Source organism: Achromobacter agilis, assembly GCF_900496965.1.
GTDB lineage: Bacteria > Pseudomonadota > Gammaproteobacteria > Burkholderiales > Burkholderiaceae_B > Achromobacter > Achromobacter agilis.
The window spans coordinates 32864-50597 of record NZ_UFQB01000016.1; the positions used below are offsets into that span (position 1 = coordinate 32864).

General features: G+C 61.2%; 20 protein-coding genes and 1 tRNA gene. 7 read left to right on the top strand and 14 right to left on the bottom strand.

The genetic code is table 11. The features are described from left to right. Positions 1–68 precede the first annotated feature (68 nt). From ppk1 to pstB, 5 genes are all read left to right on the top strand, one after another. Positions 69–2144 carry a polyphosphate kinase 1 gene (gene ppk1, locus AGI3411_RS18425; RefSeq protein ID WP_129528802.1) on the top strand — a complete coding sequence of 692 codons (2076 nt, stop codon included), beginning with the start codon at positions 69–71 and terminating at the stop codon, positions 2142–2144. A 363-nt stretch (positions 2145–2507) separates the two neighbouring features. Next, complete coding sequence (gene pstS / locus AGI3411_RS18430) at positions 2508–3548, top strand: phosphate ABC transporter substrate-binding protein PstS (protein ID WP_129528803.1); 1041 nt, start codon at positions 2508–2510, stop codon at positions 3546–3548. A gap of 159 nt (positions 3549–3707) precedes the next feature. After that, positions 3708–4724: a phosphate ABC transporter permease subunit PstC gene (gene pstC / locus AGI3411_RS18435; protein WP_129528804.1), complete on the top strand. Its 1017-nt coding sequence runs from the start codon at positions 3708–3710 to the stop codon at positions 4722–4724. A 26-nt stretch (positions 4725–4750) separates the two neighbouring features. Then, on the top strand, positions 4751–5605 hold the full coding sequence (pstA, locus tag AGI3411_RS18440) for a phosphate ABC transporter permease PstA (RefSeq protein ID WP_129528805.1): 855 nt from the start codon (positions 4751–4753) through the stop codon (positions 5603–5605). A 48-nt stretch (positions 5606–5653) separates the two neighbouring features. Next, on the top strand, positions 5654–6430 hold the full coding sequence (pstB, locus tag AGI3411_RS18445) for a phosphate ABC transporter ATP-binding protein PstB (protein WP_006385463.1): 777 nt from the start codon (positions 5654–5656) through the stop codon (positions 6428–6430). Positions 6431–6489: 59 nt separating this feature from the next. On the opposite strand, the gene AGI3411_RS18450 is transcribed toward pstB, so the two are convergent. After that, entirely contained in the window at positions 6490–7842 is a 1353-nt protein-coding gene (locus AGI3411_RS18450) for an MFS transporter (protein WP_129528806.1), read from the bottom strand. A 192-nt stretch (positions 7843–8034) separates the two neighbouring features. On the opposite strand from AGI3411_RS18450, the gene AGI3411_RS18455 reads away from it, so the two are divergent. Next, positions 8035–8111: transfer RNA gene (locus tag AGI3411_RS18455), tRNA-Pro, on the top strand. Between the two features lie 686 nt (positions 8112–8797). On the opposite strand, the gene AGI3411_RS18465 is transcribed toward AGI3411_RS18455, so the two are convergent. Together AGI3411_RS18465 and AGI3411_RS30130 are read right to left on the bottom strand one after the other, a co-directional pair. Next, complete coding sequence (locus AGI3411_RS18465; protein WP_043544072.1) at positions 8798–9352, bottom strand: hypothetical protein; 555 nt, start codon at positions 9350–9352, stop codon at positions 8798–8800. A 141-nt stretch (positions 9353–9493) separates the two neighbouring features. Further along, positions 9494–9670 (bottom strand): hypothetical protein, encoded by a 177-nt coding sequence (locus AGI3411_RS30130; protein WP_156124281.1) that lies wholly within the window; start codon positions 9668–9670, stop codon positions 9494–9496. A 390-nt stretch (positions 9671–10060) separates the two neighbouring features. Between AGI3411_RS30130 and AGI3411_RS18470 the strand changes: the two genes are divergently transcribed. Then, positions 10061–11289, top strand: a protein-coding gene (locus tag AGI3411_RS18470; protein ID WP_208748129.1) for an IS3 family transposase whose coding sequence is annotated in 2 segments (ribosomal slippage) — positions 10061–10408 and positions 10411–11289 — 1227 coding nt in all. Because the reading frame shifts where the segments join, the coding sequence is not laid out codon by codon here. Between the two features lie 68 nt (positions 11290–11357). Here the strand turns inward: AGI3411_RS18470 and AGI3411_RS30625 are convergent. From AGI3411_RS30625 to AGI3411_RS18525, 11 genes are all read right to left on the bottom strand, one after another. After that, a complete protein-coding gene (locus AGI3411_RS30625; protein ID WP_425265356.1) occupies positions 11358–11663 on the bottom strand; it encodes a helix-turn-helix transcriptional regulator in 306 nt (101 codons plus the stop codon). Next, on the bottom strand, positions 11551–11940 hold the full coding sequence (locus AGI3411_RS18480; protein WP_129528808.1) for a hypothetical protein: 390 nt from the start codon (positions 11938–11940) through the stop codon (positions 11551–11553). The genes AGI3411_RS30625 and AGI3411_RS18480 overlap by 113 nt, the downstream gene beginning before the upstream one ends. Then, positions 11937–12215 (bottom strand): hypothetical protein, encoded by a 279-nt coding sequence (locus AGI3411_RS18485; protein WP_129528809.1) that lies wholly within the window; start codon positions 12213–12215, stop codon positions 11937–11939. The genes AGI3411_RS18480 and AGI3411_RS18485 overlap by 4 nt, the downstream gene beginning before the upstream one ends. Further along, entirely contained in the window at positions 12208–12408 is a 201-nt protein-coding gene (locus AGI3411_RS18490; RefSeq protein WP_129528810.1) for a hypothetical protein, read from the bottom strand. The genes AGI3411_RS18485 and AGI3411_RS18490 overlap by 8 nt, the downstream gene beginning before the upstream one ends. Next, positions 12405–13229, bottom strand: coding sequence for a hypothetical protein (locus AGI3411_RS18495; protein ID WP_129528811.1), 825 nt, complete (start codon positions 13227–13229; stop codon positions 12405–12407). The genes AGI3411_RS18490 and AGI3411_RS18495 overlap by 4 nt, the downstream gene beginning before the upstream one ends. Next, complete coding sequence (locus AGI3411_RS18500) at positions 13226–13540, bottom strand: hypothetical protein (RefSeq protein WP_129528812.1); 315 nt, start codon at positions 13538–13540, stop codon at positions 13226–13228. The genes AGI3411_RS18495 and AGI3411_RS18500 overlap by 4 nt, the downstream gene beginning before the upstream one ends. After that, entirely contained in the window at positions 13537–14367 is an 831-nt protein-coding gene (locus AGI3411_RS30260) for an antA/AntB antirepressor family protein (RefSeq protein WP_208748133.1), read from the bottom strand. Before AGI3411_RS30260 ends, AGI3411_RS18500 begins: the two co-directional genes overlap by 4 nt. Further along, entirely contained in the window at positions 14364–14624 is a 261-nt protein-coding gene (locus AGI3411_RS18510) for a hypothetical protein (RefSeq protein ID WP_129528813.1), read from the bottom strand. Before AGI3411_RS18510 ends, AGI3411_RS30260 begins: the two co-directional genes overlap by 4 nt. A gap of 612 nt (positions 14625–15236) precedes the next feature. Continuing rightward, complete coding sequence (locus tag AGI3411_RS18515) at positions 15237–16085, bottom strand: hypothetical protein (RefSeq protein WP_043544065.1); 849 nt, start codon at positions 16083–16085, stop codon at positions 15237–15239. Then, complete coding sequence (locus AGI3411_RS18520; protein WP_129528814.1) at positions 16082–16822, bottom strand: hypothetical protein; 741 nt, start codon at positions 16820–16822, stop codon at positions 16082–16084. The genes AGI3411_RS18515 and AGI3411_RS18520 overlap by 4 nt, the downstream gene beginning before the upstream one ends. A gap of 101 nt (positions 16823–16923) precedes the next feature. Beyond that, entirely contained in the window at positions 16924–17331 is a 408-nt protein-coding gene (locus AGI3411_RS18525) for a helix-turn-helix domain-containing protein (protein WP_081955037.1), read from the bottom strand. Between the last annotated feature and the right edge of the window lie 403 nt (positions 17332–17734).

Below are 17734 nucleotides of genomic sequence, written 5' to 3' on the forward strand. Positions count from 1 at the left end.
CGTCGTGTCATGGAACCGTCACCTTTTTGCAGTAAAACTCCACGCTCCCCCTACGTATGGAATCCGGTATGCCCTCACGCCCTCCCGCCGAGCCCTTGCTCATGAACCGCGAGTTGTCGCTGCTGAAATTCAACGAACGCGTGCTGGCGATGGCGGAGGATCCGAAGACGCCCCTGCTCGAGCGGTTGCGCTATGTGTGTATCGTCAGTTCCAACCTGGATGAATTCTTCGAGATCCGGATTTCCAGCCTGAAGGAGCAGCAGCGGCAGTCGCCGAACCTGGTGGGGCCGGACGGCATGACGCCGGACCAGGCGTTCGAGAACGTCCAGCAGGCGGTGCATGAGCTGGTCGGCCGCCAGTACAACCTGCTCAACGACGAGATCCTGCCCGCCATGCACGCGGAGGGCATCACCCTGCATCACGCGTCCGAATGGAATCCGCAACAGCAGGAATGGGCGCGCAATGTGTTCAACCGCGATGTGATGCCGCTGTTGACCCCCATCGGGCTGGATCCGGCGCACCCGTTTCCGCGCGTGTACAACAAAAGCCTGAATTTCATCGTGTCGCTGTCGGGGGCGGATGCGTTCGGCCGCCAGGCGTCCATCGCCGTGGTGCAGGCGCCGCGGGCCCTGCCGCGCCTGATCAAGATGCCGCAGGAGCTGTCCGGCTACCCGGAAGGCTACATCCTGCTGACGTCGCTGCTGCGCGCCTTCGTGGGCGAACTGTTCCCCGGCCTGGAAATGCTGGGCTGCTATCAATGGCGGGTGACGCGCAACAGCGACCTGTTCGTGGACGAGGAGGAAGTCACCAACCTGCGCCACGCCTTGCAGGGTGAACTGTCGCAGCGCAATTTCGGCGCGGCCGTCCGTCTGGAGATCGACAAGCTGACGCCGGTCGAACTGGAAACCTTCCTGCAGCGTGAATTCTCGCTCAAGCCCGAGGATACCTACCGCGTGCCGGGCCCCGTGAACCTGTCGCGCCTGATGCAGCTGTGCAACTCGGATTCTCGGCCGGACCTGCTGTTCCCCGATTACCGCGCGCCGGTGCCGGCGCCGTTCGACCGAGTGGGCGACAAGCCCGCCGAGCTGTTCGAGGCCGTGGCCGAGCAGGACAGGCTGCTGCATCATCCCTACCAGTCGTTCCAGCCTGTCATCGATTTCCTGACCGCCGCCGCGCTCGATCCGGACGTGATGGCCATCAAGCAGACCATCTACCGCACCGGCGAGGATTCCGAGCTGATGAAGATCCTGCTGGCCGCGGCGCGCGCCGGCAAGGAAGTGACGGTGGTGGTGGAGCTGATGGCTCGTTTCGACGAGCAGACCAACATCAACTGGGCCTCCAAGCTGGAAGAGGTGGGCGCCCACGTCGTGTATGGCGTGGTGGCGCACAAGACGCATGCCAAGATGGCCGTGGTGCTGCGCCGCGAAAAAGGGCGCCTGCGCCGTTACGCCCACCTGGGCACCGGCAACTACCACCCGCGCACGGCGCGCCTGTACACCGATTTTGGCCTCTTGACCGCCGATCCGAAGCTGTGCGAGGACATGGACAAGGTCTTCGCGCAATTGACCGGGCTGGGCGCGCGCCGTTCGCTCAAGGCGCTGATGCAGTCGCCGTTCACCATGCACGACGGCATGGTGGCGCTGATCCGCGCCGAGGCCCGCGCGGCCAAGGCGGGCAAGCGGTCCCGCATCATGGCCAAGATGAATTCCCTGCTGGAAGAGCAGATCATCGAAGAGCTCTACAAGGCGGGGCAGGCCGGCGTGAAGATCGATCTGATCGTGCGCGGCGTGTGCGCGCTGCGCGCCGGCGTGCCGGGCCTGTCCGAGAATATCCGGGTCCGCTCCATCGTGGGCCGGTTCCTGGAGCATTCGCGGGTGTTCTACTTCTATGCCGAAGGCGAAGAAACCGTCTACCTGTCGTCGGCCGACTGGATGGACCGCAATTTCTTCCGCCGCGTGGAGATCGCGTTCCCCATCTACGACAAGACGCTGAAAAAACGCGTGATCGACGAGGCCTTCACCTACGCCCTGCGCGACAACCAGCTGGCCTGGCAGCAGCAGCCCGACGGCGACTATGCCCGCGTGAAGAGCCGCCGCGAACCCTTCAACGTGCATCAGTACCTGATGCAAAAGCTTGGCGTGTAACACCCGCCGCCCGTAGGGCGGCGTTTCGACGCAGCCCCGGCCCACACCAGCGGATCCGCCCCCACCGGTCCGCTTCCCGGTGCCGCACTCCCCGGGGCGGGGCTTCGAGTTCCACCCGGTCACTTTTGCCCTTTCTCCTGGTCGTCATCCGAGGCAAGGCGCTCCCAAGCCAGGCCGCGCGGATCCGGCTCCGCCGGTCCGCCACCGGCGCCCCCCTGGGGGGGAAGGCGCGCAGCGCCTACGGGGGGGGATCATGACTGTCACTATCCTGTCATCTTGGACTTCTAAGATGCGAGGGTCGCTGAAAGACAGGCAGTACCAAAGCCTGCCAAGACTCCTCCAACGAGCACAGAAGGAACCCAGATGTTCAAACGTGTCTTCAAACAAGTTTCCCTGGGCGTCGCGCTGAGCGCCGCCGTCTTCGCCGTCCAGGCCGCCGACGTGACTGGCGCCGGCGCATCGTTCCCGTACCCGATCTACGCCAAGTGGGCGTCGGACTACAAGGCTGCCACCAACAACGCCGTGAACTACCAGTCGATCGGTTCGGGCGGCGGCCAGCAGCAGATCATCGCCAAGACCGTCGACTTCGGCGCGTCGGACGATCCCATGAAGGCGGCCGACCTGGAAAAGAACGGCCTGCTGCAGTTCCCGGCCGTGATCGGCGGCACCGTTGCCGTGGTCAACATCGACGGCGTGGAGCCGGGCAAGCTGAAGCTGTCGGGCAAGGTCCTGGCCGACATCTTCCTCGGCAAGGTCAAGAAGTGGGACGACGCCGCCATCAAGGCGCTGAATCCCGATGTGAAGCTGCCGTCGGCCGACATCATCGTCGTGCACCGTTCGGACGGCTCGGGCACCACCTTCGGCTGGACGAACTACCTGTCCAAGGTGTCGCCTGACTGGAAGGCGCAAGTCGGCGAAGGCAAGGCCGTCAAGTGGCCCACCGGCCAGGGCGGCAAGGGCAACGAAGGCGTCGCCGCCTACGTGGGCCAGTTGAAGAACTCGATCGGCTACGTCGAATACGCCTACGCCAAGCAGAACAAGCTGGCCTGGACGCAACTGCAGAACAAGGACGGCAAGTTCGTCCAGCCCGAGCAGAAGGCATTCGCCGCCGCGGCCGCCAACGCCGACTGGAAGAGCGCGCCGGGCATGGGCGTGGTCCTGACCGACGAACCGGGCGCCGATTCGTGGCCCGTCACCGCCGCCACCTTCATCCTGCTGCACAAGTCGCAAGACAAGCCGGCGCAGGGCAAGGCCGTGCTGGAGTTCTTCGACTGGGCGTTCAAGAACGGCGCCAAGTCCGCCGAAGCGATGGACTACGTGCCGCTGCCGGAAGCCGTGACCAAGGAAATCCGCGCCGCCTGGGGCGAGGTCAAGGCCGCCGACGGCAAGGCAGTCTGGAAGTAAGGATGGTATCGCGCGCTGCGGGCCAGGCAGTCTCCAGGCCTCCAGCGCGCGCAATCCGTCCAGCGGCCGGCCCCGGCCTTCTGCCCGCAGAAGAATGGGTCGGCCAGCAGCAAGATCCCCGAAGTTTCTCCCCCCAGGTTTCCTAAGGAAAGTCCATCCATGAGCGCGGTAATGGATAATAGTGTGCCGCTTCCGCCCAGCGTGGCGGACTCCGTGACTACCGGCACGCCTTCGCCTATGAAGCAAAATAACAACGCGCTGATGGATGCGCTATTCAAGAACCTGACGCGCCTGTTCGCCTTCCTGGTGTTCATCCTGTTGGCGGCGATCCTGGTTTCCCTGATCTACGGCAGCCGCGAATCGCTGGCCAAGTACGGCCTGTCGTTCCTGTGGCTAAACGACTGGGACCCCGTCAACCAGAACTACGGCGCCGTCGTGCCGATCATCGGCACGCTGCTGACCTCGGCCATTGCGCTGATCATCGCCGTGCCCGTGTCGTTCGGCATCGCCATCTTCCTGACCGAACTGTCGCCGACCTGGCTGCGCCGTCCACTGGGCACCGCGGTTGAAATGCTGGCGGCCATTCCGTCCATCATCTACGGCATGTGGGGCTTGTTCGTCTTTGTCCCCGTTTTTCAGCAGTACGTGCAGCCCTTCCTGATCGCCACCCTGGGCAGCGTGCCTGTGATTGGCGGCATCTTCGCGGGGCCGCCGTTCGGCATCGGTATCTTCACGGCTGGCCTGATCCTCTCGATCATGATCATCCCCTTCATTGCAGCAGTCATGCGCGACGTGTTCGAACTCGTGCCGACGATGCTGAAGGAATCGGCCTACGGCCTGGGCAGCACGACCTGGGAAGTGATGTGGCGCGTGGTCCTGCCTTTCACCAAGTCGGGCGTCATCGGCGGCATCATGCTCGGCCTGGGGCGAGCGCTGGGCGAGACCATGGCCGTGACCTTCGTCATCGGCAACGCCTTCAAGTGGTCCGGCTCGCTGTTCTCTCCGGGCAACTCGATCGCCTCCGCCTTGGCCAATGAATTCAACGAAGCGGGCGGCATCCAGAAATCGGCGCTGCTGGAACTGGGTCTGATCCTGTTCCTGATCACGACGATCGTGCTGGCCCTGGCCAAGATGCTGCTGGTCCGCCTCTCCGCCGGCGAAGGCAAGAAAACCTGACGCGCCGCGAGCACAAGGAAAAGATCATGGCTGTATCCGTACTCAATATGCAGAACGGCATTTATCGCCGGCGCCGCGTGGTCAACCGCATCATGCTGACCGTCTCGCTGGGAACGCTGGCGTTCGGGCTGTTCTGGCTGTTCTGGATCATTCTGACGTTGCTGATCAAGGGCGCGCCCGCGCTGTCGCTGACCCTATTCACCGAGATCACTCCGCCGCCCGGACAGGCCGGCGGCCTGATCAACGCCATCTTCGGCAGCGTGGCCATGGCGGGCGTCGGCACCCTGATCGGCACGCCCGTGGGTATCCTGGCCGGCACCTACCTGGCCGAATACGGCCAGCGCGGCTGGCTGGCGCCGGCCACGCGCTTCCTGAACGACGTGCTGCTTTCGGCGCCGTCGATCATCATCGGCCTCTTCATCTACGCCGTGTACGTGGCGCAGGTGGGCCATTATTCCGGCTGGGCCGGGGCCCTGGCGCTGTCCATCCTGGTGATCCCGGTCGTGGTGCGCACGACCGACAACATGCTGCTGCTGGTGCCCAACAGCCTGCGCGAAGCCGCGGCTGCGCTGGGCTGCCCCAAGTGGCGCATGATCACCCTGGTGTGCTATCGCGCCGCCAAGACCGGCATCATCACCGGCGTGCTGCTGGCCATCGCCCGCATTTCGGGTGAAACCGCGCCGCTGCTGTTCACGGCGCTATCGAACCAGTTCATGTCCTTCAACATGAACGCGCCGATGGCCAACCTGCCGGTCGTGATCTACCAATATGCAGCTAGCCCCTTCAAGGACTGGAACAACCTGGCCTGGGCCGGGGCCACGTTGATTACGTTGCTGGTGCTGGGCATCAACATCATTGCCCGCAACATGTTCCGCAAGTAAAGATCGCTATGCCGGCGCGCAGGGCGCGCCGGCGCCAAGGGAAACCAAATGGAAAACACCGCCACCGCCGTCAAGAACAAGATCGAGGTCAAGAACCTGAACTTCTACTACGGCAAGTTCCATGCGATCCGCAATGTGAACATGTCGATCCAGGAGAAGAAGGTCACGGCCTTCATCGGCCCGTCGGGCTGCGGCAAGTCCACGCTGCTGCGCACGTTCAACCGCATGTTCGAGTTGTATCCCGGCCAGCGCGCCGAGGGCGAGATCATCCTGGATGGCGAAAACCTGCTGACCGCCAAGACCGACATTTCGCTGATCCGCGCCAAGGTCGGCATGGTGTTCCAGAAGCCGACGCCGTTCCCCATGAGCATCTACGACAACATCGCCTTCGGCGTGCGCCTGTTCGAGCGCCTGTCCAAGGGCGAGATGGACGAGCGCGTGGAATGGGCGCTGAGCAAGGCGGCCCTGTGGAACGAAGTGAAGGACAAGCTGCACCAGAGCGGCAATAGCCTGTCGGGCGGCCAGCAACAGCGTTTGTGCATCGCGCGCGGCGTGGCCATCAAGCCCGAAGTGCTGCTCCTGGACGAGCCGTGCTCGGCGCTGGATCCGATTTCCACCGCCAAGATCGAAGAGCTGATCGCCGAACTGAAGAACGACTACACCGTCGTCATCGTGACGCACAACATGCAGCAGGCGGCCCGTTGCTCGGACTTTACCGCCTATATGTACCTGGGCGAGCTGATGGAATTCGGCCAGACCGACCAGATTTTCGTGAAGCCGTCGCGCAAAGAAACGGAAGACTACATCACGGGCCGTTTCGGCTGACCGGCAGCGGATTCCCGCCCTCTGGAAACGGCGCGCCTGGCCAGGCGCGCCGTTTTGCTTTATGGACGCTGCAAGGCCTGCGTGGCGCCGGAAGCGGACTGCGCCTGCGGTTCGTCCGCATAACGGCGGGGAATCAAGATGACGAAGACTGCCGCCAGCACGGCCGCGCACGAGAAGACGATGAAGTTCCAGGCTAGGGGCAATTTCAGGCCGGCCAGGTAGCCGCCGACGATCGGGCCGCTCATGGCGCCGATGCGGGCGAAGGAAAGCGCCCAGCCGGTGGCCGCGCCGCGCGCATGGGCCGGGTAGTAGCCCGCCAGGTAGCCCGTGAGGATCAGCGACGAGGAAATGCTGCCGACGCCGGCCAGGGCGACCCACACGTAATTCACAACCAGCGGGTTGTTGTAGGTCAGGCAATAGATGCCGGCCGCGCCCGCCAGGAAGAACAGCGCCACGATCCTGCGCGGTTCGGTTTTGTCGGCGAACCGCCCCAACACCAGGCCGCCGACGGCGGAGGCCAGGCTGAACACCAGCAGGAAGGAGATGCTGGATCCGAGGTCGTAGCCGTTTTTGCGCATGATCTGCGGCAGCCAGGTGTTCAGGCCATAGACCAGCATCATGCCGAGGAACAGCGCGCCCCAGAAGCACAGCGTGGCGCGCAGGTGGCGAGGAGCGAACACCGCCGCCATCACGTCGCGCCAGGTGGACTTGGCGCCCGCGACCTCGCGCGGCCGGAAGGCGTCCAGCGAGGCGATGCCCAGGCGCTGCGCCTGCGCCCGCGCGCCGGCCTCGTCGCCCTTGGCGAGCAGGTATTCCAGGGATTCCGGCAGCAGGCGCGCCAGCAGCGGCACCAGCAGCAGGGGCACGGCGCCCACGGCGATGACCGAACGCCATCCCCAATGGCTGAGCAGGGCCATGGCCACGGCGGCGGAACACAGGATGCCCAGCGAATAACCGGAATACATCACGCCGTAATTGAAGCCGCGTTTGGCCGGCGGGGAGTATTCGATAGTGAGGGCCGCCGCCGCCGGGATCACGCCGCCCAGCCCCAGGCCGCCGATGAAGCGGAACAGGCCGAACCAGGTGGGCGTCGGCGCCCAGGCCGCGCCGATCATCGTCAGGGAGAACAGGGTCACGCAGGCCAGCAGCATGCGCCGGCGGCCCAGCAGATCGCTCAGCGTGCCTACGGCGAACGAGCCGACGAACATCCCCGCCAGCGCATAGCTGCCCAGCACGCCCAGTTGCAGTGGACTGAGGGCCCATTGCTTGTCTTCGGCCAGCGCCGGCAGCACGGCGCCCATTACGCCCACGTCGTAGCCTTCGAACAGGATGGCCAGCCAGCAGACAAAGAGCACGGTATGGGTAGTCCGCGCGGGCGTAGCCCAGGCGGATGGAGCGGAGGCGTTTGCCATGTGTTTCCCGATGAGCGTTTATTGGTAACGGCCGGCTCCTGGCGGCGATTCCCCCACGGTGTCGGAAGTCCGCATTTAATTTAGGCTTGAAATATATAGGTGTCAATCAGGAGATAGCCGGTATGCCGCCATGGCGCGGCGCGGGCGGCGAAGGCGGAAAGTCGGCCAGTATCTGGTATAGTTGCCACCCTTCGGGGCGTAGCGCAGCCTGGTAGCGCATCTGCTTTGGGAGCAGAGGGTCGTGAGTTCGAATCCCACCGCCCCGACCAATAAAATCAAGGCCGTTAGTGATAGTGTTCACTAACGGCCTTTGTCATTTTCGACGCTGTGGGGCAACTTATGGGGCAACCGGTCGGCAGGGGTGCAGTTCGAGCAGATTTCACTTCTACACTATGCTCTGTTCGCGTCTCAAGATAGCCGTGAAGACTGCCGGGGCGACACGCTCAAATGGGGGCAGGGTCTAGCCGGATCATCGCTACTGCTGGGAGCGGTCATCCTGCACGGGTGCTAGGACAGGTCGTCTGGGCTGGCACCAGGTTGCGGGATGATGAGGCGGGCAGTGGGTGCGGAACTAAGATCCAAGAAAAAGCCCTAGGGCGCAGGCCCCAGGGCTTCAGACTACTTAATCGAACAAGTTACCTTGTCCGGGGTGCGAGCGGCAATGTTCGCAGACATGTTCCCACCGATCAAATCGGTAGCGAACATACGGACGAACACGAACCGCTTTAGGATACATGCAAATGCGCATGGCGTTCTCCTAAGCAGGTTGAAAACGCCGGCGGCACTTGCCCTTACCTTTCGGTAAAGGTAGACTAACCCCGTCTGGCTAAAGACATGGGTACTCGGCGCGCCGCCGACACCAAGAGAAGCTCTTAGGGATCCAACCCCCTAAGGGCTTTTCGCTTATTTGTACCAACTGAGCATAAACGCCCTCCTTTAGTTTGTTGTTTAGACCTTAAGCCAGGTCGTTGTTGTCGGTTGCAGCAGTCTGGGCCTCCGCCGGGATCTCTTGCTCGGAAGGTTTGTACCGTTCGCGCACGAAGTCGATGCCGCGTTCAGTCAGACGGTACAATCCAAGTGCGGGTGAATCCAACAATCCAAACTTGTTCCGGTAAATGTTGGCAAACGAGCTGATGTCCTTCCGAGTCTGCCGGAGCCCTTGCTCTTCGGAATAGGAGACCACTTCATCAAGGGTCTTTCCTCCTTCCTCCTGCCCGATAAAGGCCAGTATTTTCAAGGAAGCAGTGGAAATTCTTGACGGCAACCGGGGGGATGCCTGCAAGTCGACCGGAGCATTGCCTCCTTGCTGCTCTCGATCATCCGGCGGCGAAATCATGGTCGCAGAACCGGGCGACGCAGCGGACTGATCGGGCGGCGAGTCATTTTCGTCGTCTTCAGCAGCGAGTTCTTCAATGGTTCGGATGCGTTGCTCATGGTGAGCAATACGCCTGCGCAGGGCCTCTATTCGGCTGCGCTCCCGCTCGATCAATTGACTATAAACGATGTTCATTGGCGTTCCTTCGCCCTGGGTGCAGCCTGGGGCTGTTCAGATATCCAGGATTCTACACTGATCTACTGGGGACAATCAATCATCCAAAATAGATCCTAACAGAATGCCACCTCCGGGTGGCTTTTGTTGCTGCTCGCGTCCTCAACCCGGAGCTTCGTAGCCGGCCCGCGCTAGGCGCAGCGTCTCGGGTCGAAGCCTACCAAGCAGCAGAGATTGCCCGAGGATGCCGGTCCCGGTTCGATAGGTCAGCCGTGCGTACTCAATCTCAGTGCCGTACGCGGTCAGCATCGTGTGAATTGAAGCCTTGATCAGTTCCATGGTGGAGTCCTTGTGAATTGCCGGGCGGTCAACGCGACTCGCCCTCCTTGCATTCCACTCCTTCCGCTGCGCAGTGTTCTGCGTTATTGGAAGAGTATGCGCACCCATCCTCCCCATCAGCCCGCCTAGAGCGGGCATTTTTTTGCCCCTACTCGAGTAGCTCCAAATGACCATGTCTATCTACTACTCGGTCAATCAAGACCGGATGTTGGAGCCCTCATGGTTAGGATCATCATCTGGGTGACGGTAGTGCTGGTACAGGCCCTCTGGGTCCAGCCAGCCTACTAGCCTCCTAAAAAAACAAAGCCACCTTCGTAGTGGCCTTTTTGTTGGCACTGACCCGTCCTGAATTTGGTTGACACCTTTTTGAGAGAAAAAAAGGAGAGTCAATTGGAATCAAGGATGAAGCGAACGCAGCGGGATTACAGCCTGGCTTTTAAACTGTCGGTGGTCGAGCAGGTGGAAAAAGGCGAGCTGACGTACAAAGAGGCGCAGCGTCGCTATGGGATTCAAGGCCGGTCGACAGTGCTGGTGTGGCTGCGCAAGCATGGTCGCCCGGGCTGGAGCGGTTGGAGCCTGCCGACGGTCAGAGGAGTGGATATGGATCGTCAGGGCAAGGTGCTTACGCCCGAGCAGCGGATCAAGGAGCTGGAGGTCCAGCTCAAGGAGGCGCGCGAGAAGGCGCAGTTGTTCGAGGCCGTGGTCAACGTGCTGGAGAAGGACTACGGGGTGCGTGTCGTAAAAAAGCCTTCGGGCAAGTCCTCACGCAAAAGCTCGTCCAAGGGCTGAGCGTGGCAAGGGCTTGCCGATACATGGGCCACAGCCGCCAGGCCTACTACAAGAGCAGGCACAGAGAGCGGGAGCGCCAGCAGCAGGCATGCCAGGTGGTGTCGATGGTGACGGCGTTGCGGGTACGGCAACCGAAGCTGGGTACGCGCAAGCTGCATCATGTGCTGCGCCAGCCGTTGCGCGAGGCAGGGATCAAGGCCGGGCGCGATGCGCTGTTCGACATCCTGCGCAGCGCCCGGATGCTGGTGCGGCCGCGCCGCGCGTATCACAAGACCACGGACAGCCACCACCGCTTCCGGCGCCACCCGAACCTGCTCAAGGCAGGCCAAGGCCAAGTGGTGGCGACCGGCCCCGAGCAGGTCTGGGTGGCCGGCATCACCTACCTGCCGACCGCCCAGCGGTGCGCCTACTTGAGCCTGGTGACCGACGCCTACTCGCGCAAGATCGTGGGCTATCACGTGGCCGAGAACCTGCAAACCGAAGGGGTGCGCCGGGCGCTGGAGATGGCGTTGCGCTCGCGGCGCTCGAGCCAACCGCTGGTGCATCACTCGGATCGAGGCATCCAGTACTGCTCGACGTATTACCAACGCCTGCACGCCCGCCATGGCATCCGTTGCTCGATGACCGACGGCTACGATTGCTACCAGAATGCCTTGGCCGAGCGGGTCAACGGCATCCTCAAGGGAGAACTGTTGCTCCACAGGCCCGCCGATCTGGCCCAAGCCAGGCTCATGGTCAGGCAGTCTGTCCAGATCTACAACACCGAACGCCCACATCTGTCCCTACAATGCAAAACACCCGATGAAGTTCATCGGGTGCTCAGTCCGTAGCATCGCTGCGGATACCGGCCCGTAGGTGTCAACCTAGGGCAGGACGGGTCACACAGAGCGTGAGTGCCCTACGTTGAGCCTCTTGTTCGCGTGATGGTCTGCGAGACCCACTCGTCGATCTCCGATTCAAGCCACACAGATGTGCGCCCGTTCTTGATGCACGCCGGGAATTCGCCAACCTTGATCTGTTCGTAGATCTTGGTCTTACCCATGCCGACCCGAGCCTTCACGACTGACAAAGGGAGCAGGCTCTCACCTTGTTCACGCATCGCCATCCCCCGGTGCGTCGACGAAAAGAGACTCCAGGCCGCTGCGTGCTGCACGAGCTGCGGCCGGATCTCGGCGGCTAGCTGGTCCGTAAGGCTTGTGGCCATACCCCGTTGGGGGCGCTGCCGGGATGTCGCCACCTTCCGGCGGGCTGGTCGAGGCAACGACGCGCCGAGCATCGTCCATCGCCGCATTCCATCCACGCACATACACGCGGATCTCGGCGTCGACGTGCTTCGGCAGCAGAGGACTCCACACCACGTCGTCCTGCTTGGTTAGTTGGTTGCGCTTGGTGTGAGCGCCGCATCCTGGCCACTGACGCTCGAGTTCTTGGATTAGAAGTGCGCGGCGCCTTTGGTTGAGGAGTTCGATGATGCTCATCATGCCGTTTCCTCTATGACGCACACACGAGCTGCGGTGTTCAGCAGCGTTCGCGCGGCCATCGCGCTTGCTCTCAGCTGCGGATTCTCAGACGCTTCCAGGATGCTTGCTGTGATCTCCAACGCGCTGGCGAGGGTGGCGCAGCGCTCGCGCAGGTCGGCCGCCTGCCCCTTAATTTCGGAGAGCTCGGCATTGGCTTTGTCGTACAGGCGTGTGTAGAGCGCACGGCCGCGGACTGCTGCCGCCAGTTGTTCGGTGGGGTTGCGAGGCTTATGCATTGGTGAAGCCCTCCACCTTGGACAGATGATTGGCAAGCTCTTGGGCGCGCGCCCGGCCCACGGAGGCAAGGCCGTGGAGCGCTGGGGGATTGGTTGCGTTATCCAGCGGCATGAGTTCGTCCAGAGCATCGAAAAGAGACTGGATCTCCCACGCCATCGAAGCTAGATCTTGGGGGGCGGGAATGCTGCTCATGCCGCCTCCCGCAACACGGGGGCGCTTCGTCCGGCCTTAAACGGTGGGCGAGCGGTCATTCGGCCGATCAGCCTTTCCGGTAGTTGATGCTGCGGATTTTCCATCGCCCGGGCCTCATATTCGCGGGCGCGCTGCATAACAGTGGACGAAATGTCTGGACCGATCCAAACGTGCGCATTTTCCCGCGCAAGCATCCGAAGGGGGACGGCGTGATATGGACCCGGCCTCACATGCGGAAATGGGCGTTTGGCGTAGTTCTTACGTCCGCCAGTCACCTGGTCAAGATATTGAATCTCCGCTTCAATTGCATCTTGGTCGCGCCGGCCGCACTCGGTCAGCGGCATGGGGCGGTCGCAAACCTGAGCCCAAGCCCAGCGATCCGCAAGGATCTCGTTTGCCTGATCAATGCGATTTAGGATGTCCCGCCGGAAAGCTGGATCAGCGGCTGCTGGGCTGAGCTGAAACGAGAGGGGGCAATAGTTGTCGGCCCCGTGCCCAATTTCGTGGTGAAGCCAAAAGCGGTACATTTCGGCGTCTTTGAGTTGCGCCAGATCACATTCGTATCGAGATTGCGCGCGACGTCGAATGCCTCCCGCGTCGATCATCGTGCAGAGCAGTAGCGACGGGGGTTCGACCAGGGATCCGACTACGGCGTCTGACGTGGCGTCAATCACGCTCGCATCGATGCCTGACCGCAGCCCAATGATCTCGGCGGGCTGGTCGAACAATCGCAGGACCATGCCGCAGGCCTTCGCAATTTCTGCAAATTCCCGATACTCGATCGGCGTGATACGGATGAGCGTGTTGGTGCGCTTGTTCATGCTGCACCTCCTTCGTCATCCTGTTCCCGCGCCCAATCGTCCTGCTCTTCGCGCGTCATCGCATGAAGGCGCAGATCCTGGCGCAATTTTTGATGGCCAGGTACCGGCTGTCCGATGACCTGGAAGTTCACGAGCAGAGCGCCGATCGCATCGAGAAAATCGCTACGTGCGCCAGCGGGCAACGCTTCGAATGCCCCGCGCAGACCTGAGGGGAAGAGATAGCCTTCCGCTACCTCGGCTGCGGTGCAGAGGCCCACATGCCATTGCTCGGCGGCGTGGAATCCATCCACTTTGAAGGGAAAGGAGTTCATGCCGCTCCTCCCTTGCCCAACAAGCGGCCCGTCACGATGCGGTGCAACTCGGCGAACCGCTCCACGTACCAATGCGGTTGGGTCTCCCGCGGCGATGCCGGGTTGGTCAGGTTCTTGCCGTACGCGAGGCCTTTCTCAGTAACCGCCCAGAAGTGCTTCGTCTTGGTAGACACGGAGCGGCTGGCGCGCGTGCGCTCTTCCAGCATGCCGGCGTCGCGCAACAAGACGTTGTAGGCGGCGACGTTCGTCGTGATTCCGTGTTCCTTGAGCAGAGCCGTTAGGGAAGCAGTCGGCATAGAGCTTCCGGTCGGACCATCGGGCGCTGCATCTACCACATAGGCTGGCAGGAACGATGTGTCCAGGCGGTGGTTCTTGGCGATGTGCTGAAGCATTGCCACTTGCGACGACGGCGCCGGACGCAAGAGGCGGGTGAAGCACTCCATGATGGCCAGCTCGCCGACCAGCCGGGGAGCGGCTTCGGGGGCGCGAGGATGGCCGGTTTGATCGTGCAGCCGGCGCTCGCATTCGATGAAGTACAGTCGCGCCTGCTTGCCCTTGGCGTTGCGCTCGACCATGGATAGTTCCTTGGCCATGTCGAGGGTCAGGACATATTCCTTGATCGGGCGGCCGCCGCGGAGGTTTTCCCCGATTTCGGTGAAAACCTCGAAGTCCTGATGTTCAACGAACGCATACTGGTCGATGCGGTCTTTGATCCAAGTCGAGAAGTCTTTGCCGACCTCTAGGAAGGAGTGCAGGTCGCGTGCATTGGCTGTCGGGACGGCTTGTCCACCGATCTGGCAGGTGCCTACGGGAATGAGGTGGTTCATTGCGACACCCCTTCGGCGAGAGCGGCGATTTCGCGCGCGAGATCTTTAGCTTGGTGGACGTAGGCGTCTTGAAGCGAATCGCTCAGGGTTTGAAAGCTCTGGCGTTCGAGACCCATGAATTGAAGAAGCGCGTGGAGAGACTGCGCTTTGATGGCAATGGCGTTCAAGCCCTCGGCGGCAGGCGGGCATTCTCCAGTTGGTATCACATGTGTGGGTGCGCTACTATTGCTCGAGAGCAACGATTTGGTTTGGGGCATGGCGTGACTCCTGTGCCTTAGGTTTTTGGTGGCGACTGTGTCGCCGGTTGCTCGCATGGCCCCTTCCTGGCTGCAATCCAGGTCGGGGCCAAACTTTTTGGTACGTCTAGTACCAACGAAAGTTAGACGTATCTTACGTTTGGCATTTTATATCGTCAACTGCGCCTTACAATTTTGACGGCAGTTGTGCTACGCCTGCGGACTGTTGCGTATAGGTCAGAGCTTAGCGCCCGTCGTCTTTCTGGTACGCGGCGCGCCAGGGGCGATCAGCTAGGGCCGCGCATCGTCCACGAGTCATGCTCTGGACGCGAGGATAGTTTGCGACGGGCTCGGGGGAACGGTCTTGCGCAATCCAGATCTGAATCGTGGACTTGGCTACACCGTGGACTGCCGATACGACCGACAGACGCATACGGCCCGTGGCAGCCAGTGCGGCGCTATGGGTTTTAGCGGTATGTACCGATTTGCTATACGGGGCGGTGCGACCCGATTTGAGAATGGCGGCTTGCATCGCTGCTGCACTCCTGCGAGGTGAATACAGGTGCAGTCTGGCGATCGAGGGAGCGTTCTGGGCCTAACTCGGGTTGGGCAAAACCTAATTCGGGTGCTGATCTATGATTTTTCAGCTTTTTTTGGAAGATACTCCGCGGCTTCCTGTAGCCGCTTGCGTATTGTGTCTTCTTTCACATCATCTATGCCTACGGTCTGGAAATCCCGCAGCAATTCTGCAACCGTGGCCGTCCTTTTCTCGCCTGTATAGGACTTGTAGTTCGCCGCCGTGAGTCCTGCGATGATCTTTAGGAGGGTGTTTTTCTCGCGTGTAGATAGTTGATCATCCTCTTTCGCCTTTGGGGCGGAAGTCAATGATTGCTCAAGGCCTCGCAATGCTGTCGTTCGTACCGCGAGCTCAATGTCCTCCGTCAGACAGTCGTCATACGATTCAATCTGCCAGAGATCGCCGCTATCTTCCTGAATGAGCAACCTACCTGTATCGTATTGGGCAGATTCCGAAGGCCTGCTAAATTCGTCCAGGCATTGCAATAGGAACACGCGTGAATAGCGAGTAGCGGGCAGGTCCGCTATTTCACGTCCCGGCTGGTCTCGGGCGTAGCCAATTGCGCTCATTCCCAATTGCAGCATCTCTCCCTCCCCGCAAAACTCGGGAAGGTGTATTACCTCACCATCCACCGGCTCCCGCCTCGTAAACACGGATTGTCCCGTGGAAGCCCCTTCATTCAGTTGGTATTCGACTTCTTCATATTCGATTTCACTTGCCGGTTTTTTGTACCAACGGCGTGCGTATAAGTAGCTTGCCAGCAGGCGAATCGATAGCCGTAGATGACCGTCCAGGGCCAATTGAATTACGTCGGCTTCGGTGACGTGCTCACCAAAGGATACGGAAAGGTACTTGGCAGCGTCGGCCAGTGTCACCCATTGCTTCAAGGTGAACAGCTTGCTCATGCTCTCTTCCTAGTCGCTAAGGCATCTGGGATCTGACCTAAGACCTTTCGCACCGTGTCATCCGAAACTGGTGCTCCGATATCGTCTGTCCGTTGCGCGACATTGGTGGTCGCGCCTCGTTCGTTGAGGTCGATTTCAGAATACTTGCAGAGTGCGGCGATGATGATGAGTAGAGTATTCCTCTCGGTTGTCGCCAATTGGGAGGTGTTCTTTTTCAAGGCTTCTAGCTCCTTGATCGCAGGTGCGGCCTGTTCCTTCCACGCTGTTTCAGCTTTTTCAATCCGTGCCTTCAGTGCATCACGTTCGGCCTGCAGCGCCCTAAAGCTGTCCGCGTTGATAGCCGTATGAGTCGTGCGCTCGATTTCATCAAACAAGAACTTTGGCTTGTCGGCTGGGAATTCTCGCGAAATCCATTCCTTCAAGTCATTGCGGGAGACATGGCGACGTTCTGGGGCAACGTGCTGCGTTGAGCCGTCGAAGGCTTTGCCGCTTTCCCTGCTTACCAACAGAATGCCTTGTTCAATAGCTTCGTGGATCGCTCGGCACCTCGGCTCGAGACAAGGAATGTAGGGGTGTCTGAAGACTGCGCGATGGACCTGTTCTGCAATTTGTAGATGTTCCTGCACTTCGCCGGCAGGAATGCCGCACCACAATGCCGCAGCAGTTGGCACCGGATACACCGTGTAGTAAGACTGGACTTGCTCACAGCTATCATTGGCCCAAGCTTGACTCTTCATTGCGCTGTCCTATGCGCCGCCCAAGGAATAGGAGCCAGCACCAGGCCGATGGGCGTTTCGGCATAGACCCGTCGGGTTAGGTGCTGGCAACAAAAACCCGATCAAGCAGCCTTCGGCTTTTTGGCCGTGCTCACGCGTGCAGATGCCTCCCACTCGTCAATTAATGCGAGGGCGCGTCCCTCAATCATTCTTTTGACGGCGTCTGGCAACTGGGCGTACCGCGCAGGGTCGATCGCTTGAAACGGCCACTCTCCTGACGTCCGAGCGCCTGCATCTCTTTGATCCAGATCACCTTGGCGCGGCTCGCCGCGGCCGGTTGCCACCCAAATCGCGTCCACATTGCAAGCAGCGGCCAATCTGGACGCGACTTCCGCTGTCAACGTCTTGACGCTGCCATTTCGCCAATCGGAGACGGCCGCGCGACTTACGCCAGCCTGTCTGGCTAGCTCAGCGGCGCTCCAGTGATTCTCGGAGAGCAGGAAGTTAATGCGATCGGGGAGAGTGGTCATGGCGTCAATTTATCCTAACAAATGTAAGATGCGGCTTGCATTTTAGTGCAAGATACGTCTAACATTGCGCATGGAAAGAAATTTGACCCCCGAGAGCGACATGCGCCCCGTACTGCGTGCAATCCTCGCCGCAGGAGTTCGGCAGGCAGAGATAGCCCGAAAACTCGGCGTGTCTCGCGCGTGCATATCGGATGCCGCCAAGCCTAGCGATAGACCTTGGATGCCCTCATATGCGACGGGCGTGGCACTGCTGTCCATGCTTCGGGATCAAACATCGTGATCCCGGGGGGGCGCCCGCATGTTTAGCGTCGATGCCACGCTTATCGGCCGTGCGGAAGAGGTCGGCGTGTTGCTCGCACCTCGACATCGAGTATGCCGCCCGTTCGGGAGGCGCGTGCGCCGT